Genomic DNA, 18,555 nt, shown 5'->3' with positions numbered 1-18,555 from the left:
ATTGTAAAGCCCTGCCCGTCTGAATGGATTGGCAGGGCTTTTGATTGAAAGGAAATCAGTATTTATACGATATTTGTATTTTACAGCTTGTCATTAACGAAACATTACCCTGCATGAGACTGCACAAAGAAGGTTACACCATTATGGCCATTACAGCCATTATATTGATACTGATAAACTTAGGCATACATTACCTGCTGCCTGACGGTTATTGGATCCCGAGACTGGTGTTGATTGGCAGTGTAATCGTTTTCTTTCTCGTAGTACAGTTTTTTCGCGTTCCAAAGCGCGTCGTTCATAAAAGCGATCGCCAGATCGTTGCGCCTTGCGACGGGAAAGTGGTTGTAATCGAAGAAGTTGTTGAAACTGAATATTTTCAAGGGCCAAGGAGACAGATAAGTATTTTTATGTCGCCGCTTAATGTGCACATCAACTGGAATCCGATCAGCGGGGTGATCCAGTATTTTAAATACCATCCAGGACTTTATCTGGTGGCCTGGCATCCCAAGTCCAGCACGGCAAATGAGCGCACAACGGTCGTTATCAAGACGATTGAAGGCATTGAAATTCTCTTTCGTCAAATCGCAGGCGCAGCCGCCCGCCGCATACGCTGGTATGTGAAAGAAGGCGACCAGGTTGAGCAAAGCACGGAAATGGGCTTTATTAAGTTTGGGTCGCGTGTGGATATTTATTTACCGCTGGACGCAGAAATAAAGGTGAATTTGCAGGATAAGACCGTGGGCAGCGTAACTGTCCTTGCGGAATTAAAAAATACGCCAGCTTAGAATTTGCTGTATAAATCCGGGAACCGCGCTTGGATAAACCACGGCCATAAATACAAAGCCGAAAATCGCCCCAACCATGTGCGCGCTGTGGTTCACATAACTCGTTCCGCGCTTGGATTCATAAAACGAATATCCCAAAAAGAGCAAGCCGAAGATAAATCCGGGCATACAGATAAAGAAATACAGGCAAACCTGCATTAGCGGAGAATAAAGGATTGCGGCGAATAGTACAGCTGAAACGCCCCCGGAAGCACCCAGGGAGTTGTATTTAGAGTTATTCCGGTGTTTCAAAAATGTTGGAATATCGGAAACAATAATCCCGACAATGTAAAGGAACAGGAAATAGAATGTCCCGCTCGGCCCGAAAAGCATCGCGAAAAGCCTTTCAATTCCTTCTCCTACAAACCATAAACTGAGCATATTGAAGATCAAATGCCCAAAGTCTGCGTGAACAAAACCGGATGTTACAAAGCGGTAATATTCGTTGCGCTGGGTGACTTTATAAGGGTTAAGGATCAGTTTTTCCATTAAACTATAATTGTTTAACGCGTAATAACTGATGCCGGATGTGATAATGACGAGTATGAGGGTTATTGACATGGTCGATTTTAAATGTTTGGATAGCTATTATTTTTCACGCTCTACCAATTGCTCAGCAAATTGCAGCAATGGTTTTTTTCTTCTTTCATCTATTTTTAGTGCGTGTAGGCTTGAAAGTCCCTTGGTAAAATATTCCTGAATTTTTTGCTCGGTAAACGCTCGGATGCCCAGTTCTTCATAAATAGCCGTTACGCCTGCTACTTTTTCCTGCTTATCAAAATTTTCCAGACCGATCCATTTATCCAGTTCGGTTTTGGAATTGCTATCAGCCTTGGACAATGCTTCAATTAGTAAGAATGTCTTTTTATTGGAAATAATGTCACCGCCAACCTGCTTTCCAAACTTGTCGGGATCACCGTAGACGTCCAGAAGATCGTCTTTTAATTGAAAACCGATTCCCATATTTTCGCCGGCTGAATACAGAAGCTGAATGGATTCTTCGTCAGCTCCTCCGATAATTCCGCCCAGTTCCAATGCAAAACCCAGCAAAACGGACGTTTTCAGTCGGATCATTCCAAGATATTCTTCTTCGGTAACGTCCCAGCGGGTTTCAAAATTCATATCCAGCTGCTGCCCTTCACAAACTTCGGCGGCTGTCTTATTAAATCTTTCCAAAACTCGACGGAACTTCTCAGCCGGAATGTCCAGCAGCAGATCGTAGGCCTTTATTAGCATCACGTCCCCCGACAAAATAGCCGTATTCGCATTCCATTTTTCATGAACGGTGGGCTTACCTCTTCGCAGCGGGGCCTGGTCCATAATGTCGTCGTGCATCAATGTGAAATTGTGGAAAACCTCCACCGCCATGGCTGGTTTAATGGCATTTTCCCAATCATCGGAATATATAGAAGCGGCAAGTAATGTTAGTAACGGACGAAAACGCTTCCCGCCAAGCGACATGATATAGCGGATAGGCTCATAAAGCTCAATGGGATGTTCGCCGTAAGATTGTTTTTCAAATTCAATTTGCAGCGCCTGCAGTAATTGTTCGGGTTTAATCATTCGCAGAGTAAAAAAGATCCGTTCAGACAGATCCGACGAGTTAATTAGTAACGTTTTGATTTGATCAGATATGTATGCAAAGTAGGGAAAATTAATAACTTTGAGATTCCGCCCATCATATATTAATTCATTCGGCATGCCCTTTTACCAATATTTCAACGGAGAAATCCTACCTATTGACAGTCCGGTTTTCAAAACCAATGATCTTGGATTGCTCCGCGGTTTCGGGCTTTTTGACTATTTCAGGACGTATAACGGCGTGCCTTTCCGGTGGGACGATTACTGGCAGCGGTTTGAAAATTCGGCTCGGTTGTTGAAACTGATATTGCCCGTTTCGCAACAGGAAACAGAAAAAGTGCTGGCCGATCTGCATGCATTGTCAGGCGAGCAGGAAGTCGCTTTTCGCTTTGTATTAACCGGCGGTTATGCGCCGGACAGCGTGAATGTTGTGCAGCCTAATTTTCTGATCCGTACAGAAGCATTACCCCAGGACAATCCTGCCGGCCGTTTAAAAGGGATTAAAGTCCTGCCTTACGACTATGTACGCGACTTGCCGGAAGTTAAAACAACGAATTACGTACATATGGTTTTAATGGCCGATGAACTGCGCCGCCAGCAAGCTTCGGACTTACTTTTTCACAAAGAAGGCGAAATCAGTGAGCTGACGCGTAGCAACATTTTCATTTTTCAGGGTGATAAGCTCATTACTTCTGATCGTAACATTCTCAAAGGCATAACAAGAAAGGTGGTTATGGAGCTTGCCAAGCCTCATTTTGAAGTAGAGATCAGGCCGGTAATGTATAAAGAAGTGATTATGGCGGACGAAGTTTTTACAACCAGCACAACGAAGTGGGTTATGCCGGTGGTTCAAATTGGCGATTTGCCAGTCGGAAACGGAGAAGCTGGAAAGCGAACGCTCTTTTTACAGCAATTATTTGAGAAACTGGTTGCCGATTGGGGTAAATAAAAAAGTGGCAAGCCAATGGCCGCCACTTTCTAACTCTCGTAATAAGCTAATTTATTTAGGCGCATTAGGTGAATCTTTGTTAACGATCGGCCAAACGCCCGGTCTCGGAACGCTGACGCCCTTGGTCATGCCTCGCTTCATTTCATCAGGTCCGAAATAGTAAAGGGGCCATCCTTTATAGGTGAGTTGTTTTTTTCCAAACACGTCAATAGTCGAGAACAATGCTTTGTCTACGCCTGTTGGAATGCCCTTAACCTCGTCTGCAACATAGATCGGCCAGGTCGCATCCTTAACCGGATCATTGGTTGTCCAGTTGTTGATTCCCGACGAATCGCGTGCAAAGGCATATAATGTTCTTCCCATGCCATCCACAAAAAACTGCGTTTCTCCGGTTCCCTCGGTCAGATCGGGTTTGTAGGATTTGCCATCATTCCCGACAAGCTGGGTATTGGCCAGCATCACCGTGTAATCCGTTTTGGCGACAAACCATATTCCACCAACATTCTCACCTTTCACCTCACCGGCAGCTGCATCATTTGCGAAATAATACAAGGGCCATCCTTTATAAGTGGTTTGTGGTTTGCCGTCAGCACGGGTAATGTTCGCAAAATCGCTGGCTGTAAGGTCGCCGTCGATTTTAAGCTTAGAAAGGTCAGTAACAGCAAAAACCGGCCAGTTCACTTCGCAATTCCCGGAGCACGCCGAATTTCCGTTGGCATCTTTTGAAAAGAAATACAATGTTTTTCCGTCCTTATCGGTCAAGATTTTTCCCAGAGTGGAGTTGTCTTTGAGCTGGACATCATTAGCAACAGGAGTTGGATCGGGATCGGCGTCATCGTCGTCCGAACAAGCTATGACGACGGACATGACGAATCCCAGGACAAAGACCGTGCGGGAAAGGTTGAAGATTTTCATCGGATTCAAATTTTTATTGTTAGAGATGAATTGGTTTGTCGTGAATACGAGCAAAGCCTTCCGATGGTTGCGCAACAAAAAAAGCATAACCAATGGCTATGCTTTTCGTCACGCAATTATTGTTTTCAGCTCCAACCCTGCGCCGTGATCGGCACGCGGCTATCGCCTTTGGTATGCAGCATTATTTCTTCTTTATTGGCCGTAATGTAGCCAATGAAGCTGATTTTAGGATTGTTTTTGATCAGATCGTAAGAAGCTTGTGGAACGGTAAAAAGCAATTCATAATCTTCACCGCCGTTCATCGCCGCAGTTATCGGGCCAATGTTCAGTTCCGAAGCCGCAAGGTATGTTTGCTCGTCAATCGGAATTCTTTCTTCAAAAACTACTGCGCCTACGCCTGATTGCGCACATATATGAAGCAGATCGGAAGCAAGTCCATCCGAAACATCGATCATGGAAGTGGGCAGCACGCCTGCTTCTGCCAGCTCGTATACGACGTCCATACGTGCTTCCGGACGAAGCTGGCGTTGGATGACGTAATCCTTTCCTTCCAGTTCGGGCTGCATATCTGGATTAGCCAGGAAAACCTGCTTTTCTCTTTCCAGCAACTGCAAACCAAGGTAAGCGCCGCCAAGATCGCCTGTAACACAAAGCAGATCATTCGGTTTCGCCGTATTTCTATAAGTGATTTTATCCTTATTAACCTTCCCAAAAACGCTTACTGAGATCAGCAGGCCAGATCTCGAGGAAGAAGTGTCGCCGCCAACCAGGTCTACATTAAAATCTGCGCAAGCCACTTTCATTCCTTCATACAACTCATCTATCGCTTCCAAGGAAAACCGATTGCTTAATGCCAGATTCACAGTGACTTGGCGTGGAATTCCGTTCATGGCAGCAATGTCTGAAACATTGACGGAAATGGCCTTGTAACCCAAATGTTTCAAAGGAAAAAAAGTAAGGTCAAAATGCACGCCTTCCAGCAGCAGGTCGGATGAAAGCAGACCATACTCCTCACCTGTGTCAATCACCGCCGCGTCGTCACCAATTCCCCTTATTGTATCTGGTAACGCTGTTTTTATTCCGCTGTTTATTCTTTTTATGAGCCCGAACTCGCCCAGGCTGCTTATTTCAGTTCTTGTTTCCATGGTGCAAAATTAGCTAAAAAAAGCGAAGCCACTTCTTGTGAGAAATGGCTTCGCTATATGTTTGGGTTATCTCAAAGCATTGTAAACATGCTAATTGAGAAAATTATGGATTGCTTAATGTGTATTCGTTAATTGTTCCACCTGTTTTTGGGCTGGTTTTCAATCTGGTAAGGACCAATCTGGCATCATCCAAAGATGTGATTGTAAATTCGACTGTTCCGCCGCTTCCGGTTGGTGGAGGTGTTAACTCTTTAAGGATCAGCTTAGAGTCTCCGTCCAGTTCCCAGGTTCCACTGAATGTGCTGCCATCAAACTCAGTATAGGAAACCGTTTTGGTGCCGGATGCATCATTTAATGTTAGCCTGAAAGCCGAGTATGCGGGAACAGCGTTGGTAGATCCTCCTCTGGTGTAAACAACCGTTGGCCCGTGCTTTACAGATTCTGCCGTCCAGGCCTTCGCAATACGTTCTGAAACGGGTTTAACTTTTTTCTTACATCCGGTTGCAATCAGGGTAAGTGCCAATATTGTACACCAAATTAAAGAGTAACTTTTTTTCATATTTCGTTTTCTTGAATTTCCTAAACAGAACGCCAAGTTCTTACATTTTAGTCTTATTATCAAAATATTCATCCAAGATCATTTTTAATTTCGAACCGAAAAACCGTAATCACTAAATTGCGGCTTAAATAGCAGTAATGAAAGAATATACAAAAGCGCAGCTCGCGCTCAGAAACGGGCAGGACCGGGAAGAGATCTGGTGCGCATACAAAGGCATTATATATGATGTAGGTTCATCCAGACTCTGGCGAAACGGGCATCATTACGAACACTGGGCAGGGCAGGACCTTACCAAGGAATTGGGCGACGCGCCGCATACGGAAAAGGTTTTCGAGCGTTTCAGCGCCATTGGAAAATTGCAGTCACAGGAAAAATAGTCCATGCAAAAATCATTTTTAATAGCCGATAGCGGATCAACAAAAACAGATTGGGTTTTAACGAACGCAAACGGGGAATGTTCTTTTCAATCGGCGGGCATTAATCCCTTTTACCAAACCGCTGAGGAAATCATTCCGGTTTTGGAAAAAGAAGTTGTTCCTAATTTGATCGGAGAAGTTGACAAAATATACTTTTTTGGAGCCGGTTGTGCGGATGAGAAGACCAGTAAGCCTGTTTTTGATGCATTGACCAAATGTGTTTCCTCCGCGAGCATTATCGAGGTTGCATCGGATATGCTGGGCGCGGCGCGTGGGTTGTGTGGCCATGAGCCGGGTTTGGCTTGTATTTTGGGAACGGGGGCGAATAATGCTTATTATGACGGCGCAAACATCGTGCGCTCGATAGGCTCGCTGGGTTTCTGGCTTGGCGATGAGGGAAGTGGTTCTTATCTGGGGAAGACATTGGTTGTTCATTTTCTACAAAATGAGCTGCCAGCAGATTTACACGAAAGTTTTGCCAACCAATATCCGCATCTGAACCGCCTGTCTGTTTTGGACAACGCTTACAAAAAACCTTATCCTAACCGCTTTTTCGCGTCTTTTTCAACATTTATTGCCGCGCATAGGGAACATCCGTTTTTGAAAAACCTGATCGAAAATGCATTCACGCTTTTTGTAGAAAAATATATTTGCAAGCATAAGGAGGCAGAAACGGTTCCTGTTCATTTTACGGGTTCTATCGCTTTTTATTATCAGGATATTTTAAAAACGGTTTTAGAAAAGAAAGGATTACGACCCGGACGCATTCTGCGCTCGCCGCTGGAAGGACTTTTGCAGTATTATTCCTGATCTGTTCACAATAATAAAAGCAACGAACGTTAATCCTGCGCAATGTCAAGACGTACCATTCAGTCACTCACCGTTTTTTCTGCCCTGCTCATCATTGGTGTGGTAATCACGCAGATCTATTGGGTGAAGCAGGCGTTGGATCTCAGGCACAGGGAGTTCAACCAGAATGCACACGTTGCTTTACAAGATGTGGCCACTAAACTGGCGAAAGTGAACGGCGTAATGCAAAGTGTAAATCCGGTGGAGCAACTTTCGCCTCAATATTTTTTGGTGAACACCAATGCAACCACACAGCCGGATCTGCTCGAAAATTTCATCAAAGACAGTTTCCAAAAAAATAACCTGATTACTGATTTTGAAGTTGGAATTTACGATTGCACCACCAACCGGATGCGCTACGGGATGTCGCTGAGCACGAAAAACAATGATAAAATCCCGACACCCACTTCCAATTGGATCAAAACAGATAAGTATCCCTACTATTTCGGCGTGCGCTTTCCTGAGCAGGACACGTATTTTGCGGGCACGATTAATGGTGCGATCTGGTCGTCTATTCTGGTTTTAGTGGCGGTCTCCTTTTTTGCTTATGCGCTTTTTGTGATTTTGAGACAAAAACAATTGTCGGAGGTGCAGCGGGATTTTGTGAATAACATGACCCACGAGCTGCAAACGCCCATTTCAACCATTCGCATTGCGGCGGATGTTCTTAATTCCGATAACATTGTAAATCAGCCGAAGCGACATAAAAGATACGTCCAGATTGTGCAGGATGAGATTTTGAGGTTACAGGGACAAGTGGAAATGGTGCTGTCCATGGCAAAAGCAGAGCGCAATGCATTAACATTACAGAAAGAAGTAATGCGCGCAGAGGACATTATCGAATCGGTTTTGCTGCCATTTGAAAATAAACTTACTTTCCTGAACCATGCAGAAAATACATTGATCGACGCAGATCCGTTTCATTTTCGATGCATGATCAATAACCTGATAGACAATGCCTTAAAATATTCCAATGAAACCCCCGATGTAAGAATCGAGACGTATAATAAAGGTAAATGCTTGGTTATCGCGGTTCAGGATCATGGCATAGGCATAGCGCCGGAATATCGCAAGAAAATTTTCAACCAGTTTTTCCGCATTCCGTATGGCGATGTGCACAATGCAAAAGGATTTGGTATTGGCCTCAGCTATGTCAAACAGATCGTCCGCGCGCATCACTGGAAGCTGGACCTTGAAAGCGAGCTGGGAAAAGGAAGTACATTTAAGATATCAATTCCTCAGAAACAAGGCTAAATGAAAAAACGAATATTGTACGTCGAAGACGACCCGAACCTGGCATTTGCGACAAAGGATAATCTGGAAGAATATGATTATGAGGTAGTTCATGCATCGGATGGCGTAAAAGCATTGGAATATTTCGGAAAAGACCATTTCGATATCTGCGTGCTGGACATTATGCTGCCCAAAATGGACGGTTTTACATTGGCCGAAAAGATCCGCAATTCCGACAGCCAGGTTCCTATCCTTTTTCTCACTGCCCGGGCTTTACAGGAGGACAAGATCAAAGGCCTCAAACTCGGTGCCGATGATTACATTACAAAACCATTCAGCATTGAAGAGCTCAAATTGCGCATCGACGTCTTCCTAAGGCGTAGCAAATCCGAGCAGCCGTTGGTAACAAAAGCAGATTCCAGCAAGGTGGGAACATATATTTTCGACTTTCAGAAGCTGACATTAGCCATTAACGGCAGCAGCCAAAACTTAACATTCAGAGAAGCGGAAGTGCTGAAATATTTGGCAGAAAGGCCCGACCAGGTGATTAGGCGGGATGAGTTGTTGAAAGCGATCTGGGGTGACGACGATTATTTCATGGGCCGCAGCCTGGATGTGTTTATTTCGAGGTTAAGAAAGTATTTGTCGGCAGATCCGGACATTAAGATTGACAATATTCACGGCGTAGGGTTTAGAATGAGGTGGTAAGCCGGTTTTTTTTCAAAATTTGTTTTACAGAAGTTTGCTCAAAAAAAATTAATTACGCATCTTTGCACCCTCATTTGGAAAAAAAGTAAGGTTATGGCTAAGGTTTGTCAAATTACAGGTAAAAGAACTCGCGTTGGAAATAACGTTTCTCACGCTAACAATAAAACAAAGCGTAAATTCTTCCCGAATTTGCAAAAGAAACGTTTCTTCCTTCCTTCGACAGGAGAGTGGGTTACGTTGAAAGTAGCTACATCTGCTCTTCGTACTATCAACAAGAATGGTATCGAAGCAACGATTCAAAAAGCATACGATAAAGGAACGCTTACGTTCTAAAAATATTTACGAGTTTTAAAAAGGACTTCTCCTATCCGGGAAGTCCTTTTTTCATGCATCGTGCTTACCATTCAAAACGATTGCAGGGTCATGGCTAATTCTGAAAGTATTTTCCTTTCGCTAGGCTCTAACTTGGGCGACAGGAAAGTTGTGCTGGAATCCGCAAGAGAACAAATTGCGAAAAGAGTTGGTCTGATATCCAGCAAATCTTCCGTTTACGAAACAGAACCCTGGGGCCTGCCCGATCAGCCCGCATTCCTGAACCAGGTTATCCGTGTCGAAACCGAACTTGCTCCCGAAGAAGTTTTGAGAATCATCCTGGACATTGAGCACGAACTCGGCCGTGTCCGTTACGAGCGCTGGGGAGCCCGTGTTATTGATATCGATCTGCTGTATTACAATGCATTGGTGCTTGATAGCGCCAGGCTTACATTACCGCATCCCCGCCTCCAAGACCGCCTTTTTAACCTAATCCCGCTTGCTGAAATAGCACCGGCTTTCGTTCATCCCTCTCTGAAAAAAACATCATTGGAATTACTGGAATCTTGCACGGACAATGGGGTTGTGTCAAAAGTTTCATAAAAAAATACCATTTCTTTTTTCGCGCTCTGTTTTTGACTCCTAGCCACTTATTCCCTTTTTTGGCAAGTTCATCACTTTTTTCTATCATATTAAGTTGATTAACACGTGCTTTGCCGACTCCTAGAATTGAGTTCAAAAAAACTTTTGAAGTATTTACAAAGGGTATACGTCTCTAAGGTTGTCATCAGAATAGGAAAAGTTCAATAATGAAATTAAAGCCCATGAAAAACAAAGTACTCGCTCCATTTATTCTTTCGCTCTTCTTCTGTATCAGCGCGTTTGCGCAAAACCGGCACACTGTTAGCGGTTATGTAAAAGACCAGTCAAACGGGGAGGGCCTCATCGGGGTTTCCGTCTACGTTCGCGAAGCAGAAACCGGCGTCGTGACCAATCCTTACGGTTTTTATTCCCTAACATTGCCAGAAGGGAATTATACGCTTGTGTTCTCGTATATAGGTTACCAGAAAGTCGAAAAGCAGGTAAATCTGGATGCAGACAAAACCGTTAGCATTGAAATGTCTGACGAAAGCACCGATTTGCAGGAAGTTACAATCTCTACACAAAAAGAAGATGAGAATGTGAAGAGCATTGAAATGTCTGTGAATAAGGTAGAAATGAAAACGATCCGTAAGATGCCCGCACTGTTGGGCGAGGTGGACCTTATCCGCAGCATCCAATTATTGCCCGGAGTAACTTCTGTTGGTGAAGGAGCCTCCGGTTTTAATGTGCGTGGGGGAGATATTTCTCAAAATCTCGTGCTCCTGGATGAAGCGCCGGTTTACAACTCGTCCCATTTATTCGGATTCTTCTCCGTATTCAATCCGGATGCGGTTAAAGATGTGAAGTTGATAAAAGGCGGAATTCCCTCGCTTTATGGCGGTCGTATTTCTTCTATTCTGGATGTCAGGATGAAAGAAGGGAATGCCAAAAAACGGGAGATTAATGGTGGGATCGGGACTATTTTTTCAAGATTGACTTATGAACAGCCATTTGCAAAAGGGAAAGGCTCATTCATTGTTGCCGGTCGCCGGTCTTACATTGACGTTTTAGCCAAACCGTTTTTAAATTCGGACCTGAAAGATTCAAAGTTCTTTTTCTATGACCTCACGGCCAAAGTGAATTATAAAATCGGGGAGAAGGATACATTCTTTGCATCGGGTTATTTCGGGAAAGATGTTTTTGGCGGGGGCGATTTTGGTTTCGGATGGGGCAATGCAACTGCCACAGCGCGCTGGAACCACGTTTTTTCCAATAAATTGTTTATGAACCTGACTGGTTATTACAGCAATTACGATTACAATTTGGGGCAAAACCAAAACAAGCCGGACGCGAAAGATAAGTTTGACTGGAAATCGAAAATTATCAGCACCAGCATCAAGCCTGATTTTACATTTTATATCACACCAAGCAATCAGCTTACATTTGGCGGACAGTATATTTATTATGATACGCGTCCGGGAAAAGCCATCGCTGTTTCGGAAGGTGAAAACACGGATATCAGTTTGGAACCGCGCTATGCCGACGAATCCGCATTATATATTGGTAACGAACAGAAGTTTGGGGATAGGATTTCGCTGCAATACGGTGTGCGTTATTCCTATTTCAGGAGCTTGGGGCCAGGAACTGAATACGATTATCTGGAAATTGAAAAAGGACAGCGGAAAATCCCTGCCTTTCCGGGAAAAACGTACAAGAAAGGCGACGTAATCACAAGTTACGGAAACTGGGAGCCGAGGGCATCATTGAACATTGGTATCACTGCTGATGCTTCTATTAAAGCCAGCTACAACCGCACGGCCCAATATCTGCATTTGTTATCCAACACAGCTGCCAGCTCACCATTGGATGTATGGACGCTAAGCTCTATCAACATTGCTCCTGAAAAAGCCGATCAGGTTGCATTAGGCTGGTTCCAGAATTTCAAGAATAACATGTATGAAGCATCCGTTGAGGTTTATTACAAAAAACTCTACAACCAGATCGATTACGTTCCAGGTTCGGAATTGCTTTTGAATGAATTCGTGGCCGGCGACCTGCTTTTCGGAAAAGGCCGTGCATATGGTGCTGAATTTTATTTAAAAAAGAACAAAGGAAAGCTTACAGGCTGGATAAGTTATACATTATCAAGGACCGAAAGGCTGGTTGAAACCATCAACAACAGCGATTGGTTCCCTGCAAGGTTTGACAAACCCCATAATTTCACATCCGTTGCGATCTACGAGATGAACAAGCGATTGTCACTTTCTGCCAACTTCACCATCACATCCGGAACACCAGCAACGTTCCCGACGAACCGCTACGAGTGGGGCGGTTGGCCGATTGGCAACAATTATGATGGCGCAAGAAACAACAACCGCATTCCGGCATACCATCGCCTGGATTTGGCAGCCACATTAAAATCCAAGAAGAAGTTGTTTAAAGTTGGCCAGGGGGAATATGTGTTCTCGGTATATAATGTATATAATCGCCGTAACCCATTCTCGGTTTACACCCGCGCTAATGAGGATACGCCGCTCAAAACGGAGGCGGTTCGCTACTCGGTGATCGGCAATTTTATTCCCGCTATTACTTACAATTTCAAGTTTTAAAGAGATCAAATCCATCAGATTGATGAAAATAATTGCCATGAGAAGATCCAATAATATTCCAAATATCAAGCACTTAGGGTTGCTATCGCTGTTTTTCATGATGTTCGTAGTGCTTACGAGCTGTGAAGATGTAATTGATCTGGAAACGAAAACAGGGCCGGATCAGCTCGTTGTGGACGGTTGGATCACGAATGAGGCTGGCCCGCAGACGATCAAACTTTCCTGGTCGGCGAGCTATTTCAACAATGGCCCTGCAAAACCGGTTTTAGGCGCAGTGGTAACTGTTACTGATGACAAGGGTAAGGTTTATGAATTTAAAGATCTGGCTGGAAACGGCCAGTATGTTTGGGGAAAAACCAACACGGATACATTGGCCCGCATCGGAAGGGCCTATAATTTGAAAATTGTTAATGAGGCAGCCACTTACACAGCGTCCAGCGAATTAAAACGCGTTCCACAAGTGGATTCCATTGTTTACCGTAAAGAAAAGCTGCCGTTTGAGCCGGATAAGGGGCCAAAAGAAGGATATGTTGTGCAGTTTTATGCGAGAGATTTTGTTGGCGAAGGCGATACTTACTGGATCAAGCCTGTTATCAATGGAAAACCGAAGGTTGAAAAAGCAGTCAACATTTCCATCGCATATGACGCAGCATTCGGGTCCGGCGCTCCTTCCGACGGGCTGATTTTCATCCTGCCCATTCGCGAATCGCTCACAACGGATTCACTTTACTCTGCCGGGGCATCTGTTGGTGTCGAATTACACAGCATCACAAACGAAACCTTTGAATATCTAAAACAAATTCGTGAACAGGCAGCTAACGGCGGGCTTTTCGCCGTCCCGATCTCGAACATTAAGTCCAATGTTGTTAATGCAGACCCGAATGGTCCCAAGGCGCTTGGTTTATTCGGCACTTCGGCTGTAAGCCGCAAAGAAACCGTGATCGATCCTGAAAAGGCGCGTCCGGACGAGGATTAATCTCGAAGAACATAGCTGATCCACTGGTAACCCCGTTTTGCCAGTGGATTTTTTGTTATATTTCATTTTTATAAAATATCATGATGAAACGGAATTTGCTGATCCTCCTCGTGCTTTTTGCAATGCCTTCCTTTGCTCAGAAACGGGCGCGCGAACTGGGCATCAAGATTGGTGTGCTGCCTGCCGGCTCGCTGAATGCGATTACGGATGTGGCGGGCGTGAAAGTAGGGCAGGTAACATTGCGGGAGGGCGCAGACGTGCGCACAGGCGTTACGGCCATCATTCCGCACGACGGAAATTTGTTTCAGCAGAAGGTGCCGGCAGCTATTTATATAGGCAACGGCTTTGGCAAACTTACGGGTTATTCTCAGGTCGAGGAGCTGGGCACTATTGAAACGCCCATTCTGCTCACCAATACATTAAGCGTCCCCACCGTCGCCGATGCGATCATTGATTGGACATTGGGGCAGCAGGGCAACGAAAATGTCAGATCGCTGAACCCGGTTGTAGGCGAAACCAATGATGGTTTTTTGAACGACATTCGCGGTCGTCACGTACGTAAGGAGCATGTGCTCAATGCATTGGCGCAAGCTCAGAACGGCCCGGTTGCGGAAGGCAATGTAGGGGCAGGAACGGGGACAGTTTGTTTTAATTTCAAAGGCGGTATCGGAACCGCATCCAGAAAACTTCCTGCCAATCTCGGCGGCTATACAGTTGGCGTTCTGGTGCAGACCAATTTTGGAGGGGTTCTAAAAGTGAATGGCGTTCCGGTGGGAGAGGAGCTCGGAAAATTTGCATTTAAAGAATCGCTCGACAAAACTTCCGACGGCTCGTGCATGATGGTGCTGGCTACCGACGCGCCGCTTGATGCAAGAAATTTGAAAAGGCTTGCAAAAAGAGCAATTATGGGGCTGGCGCAAACCGGAGGGATTGCATCGAATGGCAGTGGAGACTATGTTATTGCTTTTTCAACGGCCAATCGCATGCTTCACGAAATGCCGGAACGGACATATGGTGGAACTTACCTGCATAATGATGCCATCAGCCCTCTTTTTTTGGCCGCGATAGAATCTACGGAAGAAGCGATCATCAATTCACTGCTGATGGCGCAAACCAGTGAAGGGACGCAAGGGCATAAGGTAGAAGAACTTCCCAAAGAGCAGCTTCTTGAAATTATGAAGAAGTATGGTAGATTAAAATAATGTCGCGCCGATCAGCCAGGTGGCGGCGTTTGAAAAAATAGTTTGCGTTTGTAATTTTTTAGATTAAAATTTGCGGTTTAATAAGAGACCCGAATTCGAAGTGAAAGCGCAAAGAGTTATTAATCAGACAATGAGCTTCATGCTTGCCATCATGCTTTTGATGGTTGCAGGAATGCGTTCATGGTCTGATCAATCGGATTCGGTACAAAAGCACTTTGCGCACGCCAAAGAGATTGGCAAGGATCTTGCAAAAAATGCTTCCCAATCGACGGAGCAAAGCCAGGCAAAAGTTAGTGCATTGTCCCTGGATGCGGTTATTACGCCAGCATTATCATTCGACTTTTCCCATTATTTCTACTTTTTACCCCAGCCTATCTGGCATTTCGTAGCCAGTGAATCGGTTGTCCCGGTTGTTGTTAAGGAATCGGTCTTTCTCTTTTCCTACTTTCACAGGATCTTCGGGCGGTTTATAGTCACCAACGCCCCTTAATGCCGTTTTCTCCGGGCAGACATTATTCTTTTCACTGATATTGGATCTCACTAAAGGGCTGAGTGCCTGTTGTATTCTTAATGTCGACCAATTTGCCGCAGGAATATTCGGAACTACTTCTTTTAATCTTTCAGGAATATAATTTCAATTTTTTCAATACATAATAATGACTAATAAGAACGGAATTATCGGGCTAACCATCGTGATCGCCCTGATTAGCGTCTATTATCTCTCATTTACATTCGTTTCACGCAACATTAAAGCCAAATCTGTGGCTTTTGCGACGGATGCAAAAGGAGAAGTGGACCTGGCAAAAAAACAACGTTACATTGATTCGCTATGGCGCGAGGACGTGTATATCGGTCATACCTTGCAGGAAGTAATGGAACGTGAACTGAACCTTGGTCTTGATTTGCAAGGTGGTATGCACGTGGTAATGGAAGTGGCTCCTGCTGACATTTTGAAAGGAATGGCTGGCGGAAATGCACGCAGCTCGGCTTTCCAGGCTGCATTGAAAAAAGCAGGCGAGGACAAAACGGCAAGCAACAGCGCATTTATTAATCGCTTTGCAGCCGCTTATAAAGAAGCTGCGCCTAATTCAAGTCTGGCCAGCATTTTTGCAACAAGTTCCAACAGAGGCAAGATCAGCAGCAGCTCGTCTGACGGCGATGTGATCAAAATGCTGAATACTGAAGTGAATGGTTCTATCGACCGCGCATTCCAGATCACACAGGCTCGTATTGACAAATTTGGTGTAACCAACCCAAACATTCAGCGTCTGCCAGGTCAGAACCGTATTTTGGTTGAGCTTCCTGGTGTTGATAACCCTGAACGTGTGCGTCGTTTGCTTTCAGGTGCTGCGAAACTTGAATTTTCTGAGGTTTATCTAACCAACGAACTGGCTTCAGGATTGGACGGTTTGGGAAAATATCTTGCTAAGCAGGAAGAATTGAAAAAAGCAACTGCAAAACCAACGGCTTCCACCACTGCTATAACGGATACTACCAAGAAAACAGACGGAGGTCTGGCTGCACAGTTAGCTCAAAAATCGGCTGATTCTACTGCAACTGACTCATCCGCACTGGCCGCCCAAAGCGCTGCTTTGACCAACTTATTTGTTCCGATGCCACAAGGCCTGGGCGTTTTCCTGAAAGATACAGCACGTGCAAGCGAGATCCTGAGTCGCCCGGAAGTGAAATCGTTGTTCCCTGCTGACCTTGTGTTTATGTGGGACCGTAAAGGAACAGAAGGCGTAAACAACCAATTGATCCTGCCATTGTATTTCATCAAAAAATCAAATGGCGAGGCTGCTATGGAAGGTGACGTGATCGTGGACGCAACCCACGACTACGATGAGCGTGGCCGCCCGGAAGTAACCATGCGTATGAATGGTGAAGGGGCGCGTAAATGGCGGACATTAACTGCCCGCAGCGTAGGCCGTCCGGTTGCTATCATCATTGATAATCTTGTTTATACCGCTCCAACCGTACAGGGCGAAATTCCAAACGGTAACTCAAGCATTACGGGAAGCTTTACCGTTGAAGAGACAAAAGATATGTCCAACGTCTTGAAAGCGGGTAAATTGCCTGCTCCTACGCACATTGTTGAAGAAGCCGTTGTGGGTTCTTCGCTGGGTGCTGAGGCGATCAATGACGGACTTATTTCATCCGCGGTTGGTTTGCTTATCGTTTTGGTCTTCATGGTGGCTTATTACAGCCGCGCCGGTTGGATTGCCGATATCGCATTGCTGATCAATTTATTCTTCCTGTTAGGGGTTATGGCTTCTCTTGGAGCAGTTCTGACGCTTTCGGGTATCGCTGGTATCGTACTCTCCATTGGTATGGCGGTGGATGCGAACGTGCTTATTTACGAGGGTATAAAGGTTGAGCTGGAAGAAGGCAAACCTTTCGCACAAGCTGTTCGGGATGGTTTCAAACATTCGCTTACAGCCATCATTGACTCCAACGTTACGACGCTGCTTACGGGTATCATCCTTTATACATTCGGAACAGGGCTTGTTCTTGGTTTTGCAACGACTCTGGTTCTTGGTTTGCTAACCTCTTTGTTCTGCGCGATATTTATTACACGTTTGTTCCTTGAGCAGCAGATTAAAAAAGGCAAAGTCTTCAATTTTTATTCTGGTTTGACCAAAAACTGGTTCAAAGACAACCATTTTGATTTTGTCTCCCAGCGTCGTCGCTTTTACATTATTTCTGCAATCATCATTGTCATTGGAGTTGGTTCATTCATTTTCAAAGGATTTGGATTGGGAATCGACTTCAAAGGCGGACGTTCTTACGTAGTTCGTTTTGAAGAATCCGTTGATGCGGATAAGCTGAGAAGCATTATGGACCAAACACTTGGCTCGACTACTGAGGTGAAAACATTCGGTGGACAGGATCAGGTAAAAATCACAACTGCTTATCTGATTGAAGAAACCTCAACAGACGCCGATCAAAAAGCTGAGACTAAGGTTATGGAAGCTGTTAAGAAAATTCCTAACAATCCGGCGAAGATCGTAAGCTCTAACAAAGTAGGGCCTACAATGGCAAGCGATACGCTTTGGTCAGCTGTTTACGCGATCTTGCTTGCACTTGCTGCCAACTTCGTTTACATCTTTATTCGTTTCAAAAGAGTTGCTTTCAGTTACGGAGCGGTTGTGTCACTTGGGCATGACGTGATCATCATCCTGGCCATCTTCTCGTTATTCAACGGCTGGTTGCCATGGTCACTGGATATCGATCAGGCGTTTATCGGTGCAATCCTGACTATGATCGGTTATTCGATGAATGACACGGTTGTAATTTATGACCGTATCCGCGACTATCTGAAAGACGACAAAGCGCGTAACCAAAGCCTGCCAACAGTTATTAACAATGCATTGAACAGTACATTGAGCCGCACGGCCGTAACTGGTATTTCGGTAATCCTTGTTCTGATCGTTTTGATGATCTTTGGAGGAGCCGTAATTCGCGGATTTACGTTCTGTATGCTTCTTGGAGTAATCGTGGGAACATACTCATCTCTATTTGTGGCGGCGCCAATCGTAGTTGACTTGCTGCAACGCGAAAAAAGAAAAGAGCCTGCGTTAACGGTGGCGGAACCTGTCGCACCGGTCGGAGGCAAAAAGATTAAAGCATAAAGATATTTTAGAATAAAAAGGGGTTAAGTTTTATACTTTCCCCTTTTTATTTTGTCTATATAC

The 18,555-nt window shown here is 44.8% G+C and carries 18 protein-coding genes; 13 read left to right on the top strand and 5 right to left on the bottom strand.

Annotated features, from left to right (window positions below; genetic code table 11):
* Window positions 1-113 precede the first annotated feature (113 nt).
* Window positions 114-785 (top strand): phosphatidylserine decarboxylase family protein, encoded by a 672-nt coding sequence (locus B5X68_RS21110; protein WP_082216746.1) that lies wholly within the window; start codon window positions 114-116, stop codon window positions 783-785.
* On the opposite strand, the gene B5X68_RS21105 is transcribed toward B5X68_RS21110, so the two are convergent.
* Entirely contained in the window at window positions 765-1,385 is a 621-nt protein-coding gene (locus B5X68_RS21105; protein WP_082216745.1) for a rhomboid family intramembrane serine protease, read from the bottom strand. The two genes, B5X68_RS21110 and B5X68_RS21105, sit on opposite strands and share 21 nt — an antisense overlap.
* Before the next feature lie 27 nt (window positions 1,386-1,412).
* Window positions 1,413-2,384 (bottom strand): polyprenyl synthetase family protein, encoded by a 972-nt coding sequence (locus B5X68_RS21100; RefSeq protein WP_374754825.1) that lies wholly within the window; start codon window positions 2,382-2,384, stop codon window positions 1,413-1,415.
* Window positions 2,385-2,523: 139 nt separating this feature from the next.
* Here B5X68_RS21100 and B5X68_RS21095 point away from each other — a divergent pair, with 139 nt between their 5' ends.
* The gene (locus B5X68_RS21095; RefSeq protein ID WP_082216744.1) at window positions 2,524-3,354 is read left to right on the top strand and encodes an aminotransferase class IV; all 831 of its coding nucleotides are present in this window, start codon (window positions 2,524-2,526) and stop codon (window positions 3,352-3,354) included.
* 51 nt (window positions 3,355-3,405) lie between these two features.
* Here B5X68_RS21095 and B5X68_RS21090 read toward each other — a convergent pair whose 3' ends face one another.
* The 3 genes from B5X68_RS21090 to B5X68_RS21080 all read right to left on the bottom strand — a co-directional run bounded on the left by B5X68_RS21090 (window position 3,406) and on the right by B5X68_RS21080 (window position 5,973).
* Entirely contained in the window at window positions 3,406-4,269 is an 864-nt protein-coding gene (locus tag B5X68_RS21090) for a hypothetical protein (RefSeq protein WP_229208510.1), read from the bottom strand.
* Window positions 4,270-4,394: 125 nt separating this feature from the next.
* A complete protein-coding gene (gene thiL, locus B5X68_RS21085) occupies window positions 4,395-5,414 on the bottom strand; it encodes a thiamine-phosphate kinase (protein ID WP_082216743.1) in 1,020 nt (339 codons plus the stop codon).
* A gap of 103 nt (window positions 5,415-5,517) precedes the next feature.
* Window positions 5,518-5,973 carry a lipocalin family protein gene (locus B5X68_RS21080; RefSeq protein ID WP_082216742.1) on the bottom strand — a complete coding sequence of 152 codons (456 nt, stop codon included), beginning with the start codon at window positions 5,971-5,973 and terminating at the stop codon, window positions 5,518-5,520.
* Between the two features lie 137 nt (window positions 5,974-6,110).
* On the opposite strand from B5X68_RS21080, the gene B5X68_RS21075 reads away from it, so the two are divergent.
* The 11 genes from B5X68_RS21075 to secDF all read left to right on the top strand — a co-directional run bounded on the left by B5X68_RS21075 (window position 6,111) and on the right by secDF (window position 18,492).
* Window positions 6,111-6,350, top strand: a complete 240-nt coding sequence (locus tag B5X68_RS21075; RefSeq protein WP_082216741.1) for a cytochrome b5 domain-containing protein — start codon at window positions 6,111-6,113, stop codon at window positions 6,348-6,350.
* Between the two features lie 3 nt (window positions 6,351-6,353).
* A complete protein-coding gene (locus tag B5X68_RS21070; RefSeq protein ID WP_082216740.1) occupies window positions 6,354-7,199 on the top strand; it encodes an N-acetylglucosamine kinase in 846 nt (281 codons plus the stop codon).
* Between the two features lie 42 nt (window positions 7,200-7,241).
* The gene (locus B5X68_RS21065; RefSeq protein ID WP_082216739.1) at window positions 7,242-8,492 is read left to right on the top strand and encodes a sensor histidine kinase; all 1,251 of its coding nucleotides are present in this window, start codon (window positions 7,242-7,244) and stop codon (window positions 8,490-8,492) included.
* Complete coding sequence (locus tag B5X68_RS21060; protein ID WP_082216738.1) at window positions 8,493-9,179, top strand: response regulator transcription factor; 687 nt, start codon at window positions 8,493-8,495, stop codon at window positions 9,177-9,179. It abuts the gene before it with no gap.
* A 93-nt stretch (window positions 9,180-9,272) separates the two neighbouring features.
* Complete coding sequence (gene rpmB / locus B5X68_RS21055) at window positions 9,273-9,512, top strand: 50S ribosomal protein L28 (protein WP_026632020.1); 240 nt, start codon at window positions 9,273-9,275, stop codon at window positions 9,510-9,512.
* A gap of 90 nt (window positions 9,513-9,602) precedes the next feature.
* Complete coding sequence (gene folK, locus B5X68_RS21050) at window positions 9,603-10,094, top strand: 2-amino-4-hydroxy-6-hydroxymethyldihydropteridine diphosphokinase (RefSeq protein WP_082216737.1); 492 nt, start codon at window positions 9,603-9,605, stop codon at window positions 10,092-10,094.
* 221 nt (window positions 10,095-10,315) lie between these two features.
* Window positions 10,316-12,682 (top strand): TonB-dependent receptor, encoded by a 2,367-nt coding sequence (locus B5X68_RS21045; protein ID WP_082216736.1) that lies wholly within the window; start codon window positions 10,316-10,318, stop codon window positions 12,680-12,682.
* A 37-nt stretch (window positions 12,683-12,719) separates the two neighbouring features.
* Window positions 12,720-13,658 (top strand): DUF4249 domain-containing protein, encoded by a 939-nt coding sequence (locus B5X68_RS21040; protein WP_082216893.1) that lies wholly within the window; start codon window positions 12,720-12,722, stop codon window positions 13,656-13,658.
* 80 nt (window positions 13,659-13,738) lie between these two features.
* Window positions 13,739-14,860, top strand: a complete 1,122-nt coding sequence (locus B5X68_RS21035; protein ID WP_141110372.1) for a DmpA family aminopeptidase — start codon at window positions 13,739-13,741, stop codon at window positions 14,858-14,860.
* 130 nt (window positions 14,861-14,990) lie between these two features.
* The gene (locus B5X68_RS21030) at window positions 14,991-15,350 is read left to right on the top strand and encodes a hypothetical protein (protein WP_229208509.1); all 360 of its coding nucleotides are present in this window, start codon (window positions 14,991-14,993) and stop codon (window positions 15,348-15,350) included.
* 166 nt (window positions 15,351-15,516) lie between these two features.
* Complete coding sequence (secDF, locus tag B5X68_RS21025) at window positions 15,517-18,492, top strand: protein translocase subunit SecDF (RefSeq protein WP_082216735.1); 2,976 nt, start codon at window positions 15,517-15,519, stop codon at window positions 18,490-18,492.
* Window positions 18,493-18,555 lie beyond the last annotated feature (63 nt).

Source organism: Dyadobacter psychrophilus, from assembly GCF_900167945.1.
Classification (GTDB): Bacteria; Bacteroidota; Bacteroidia; order Cytophagales; family Spirosomataceae; genus Dyadobacter; species Dyadobacter psychrophilus.
This window is presented reverse-complemented; position numbering and strand designations above follow the sequence as displayed.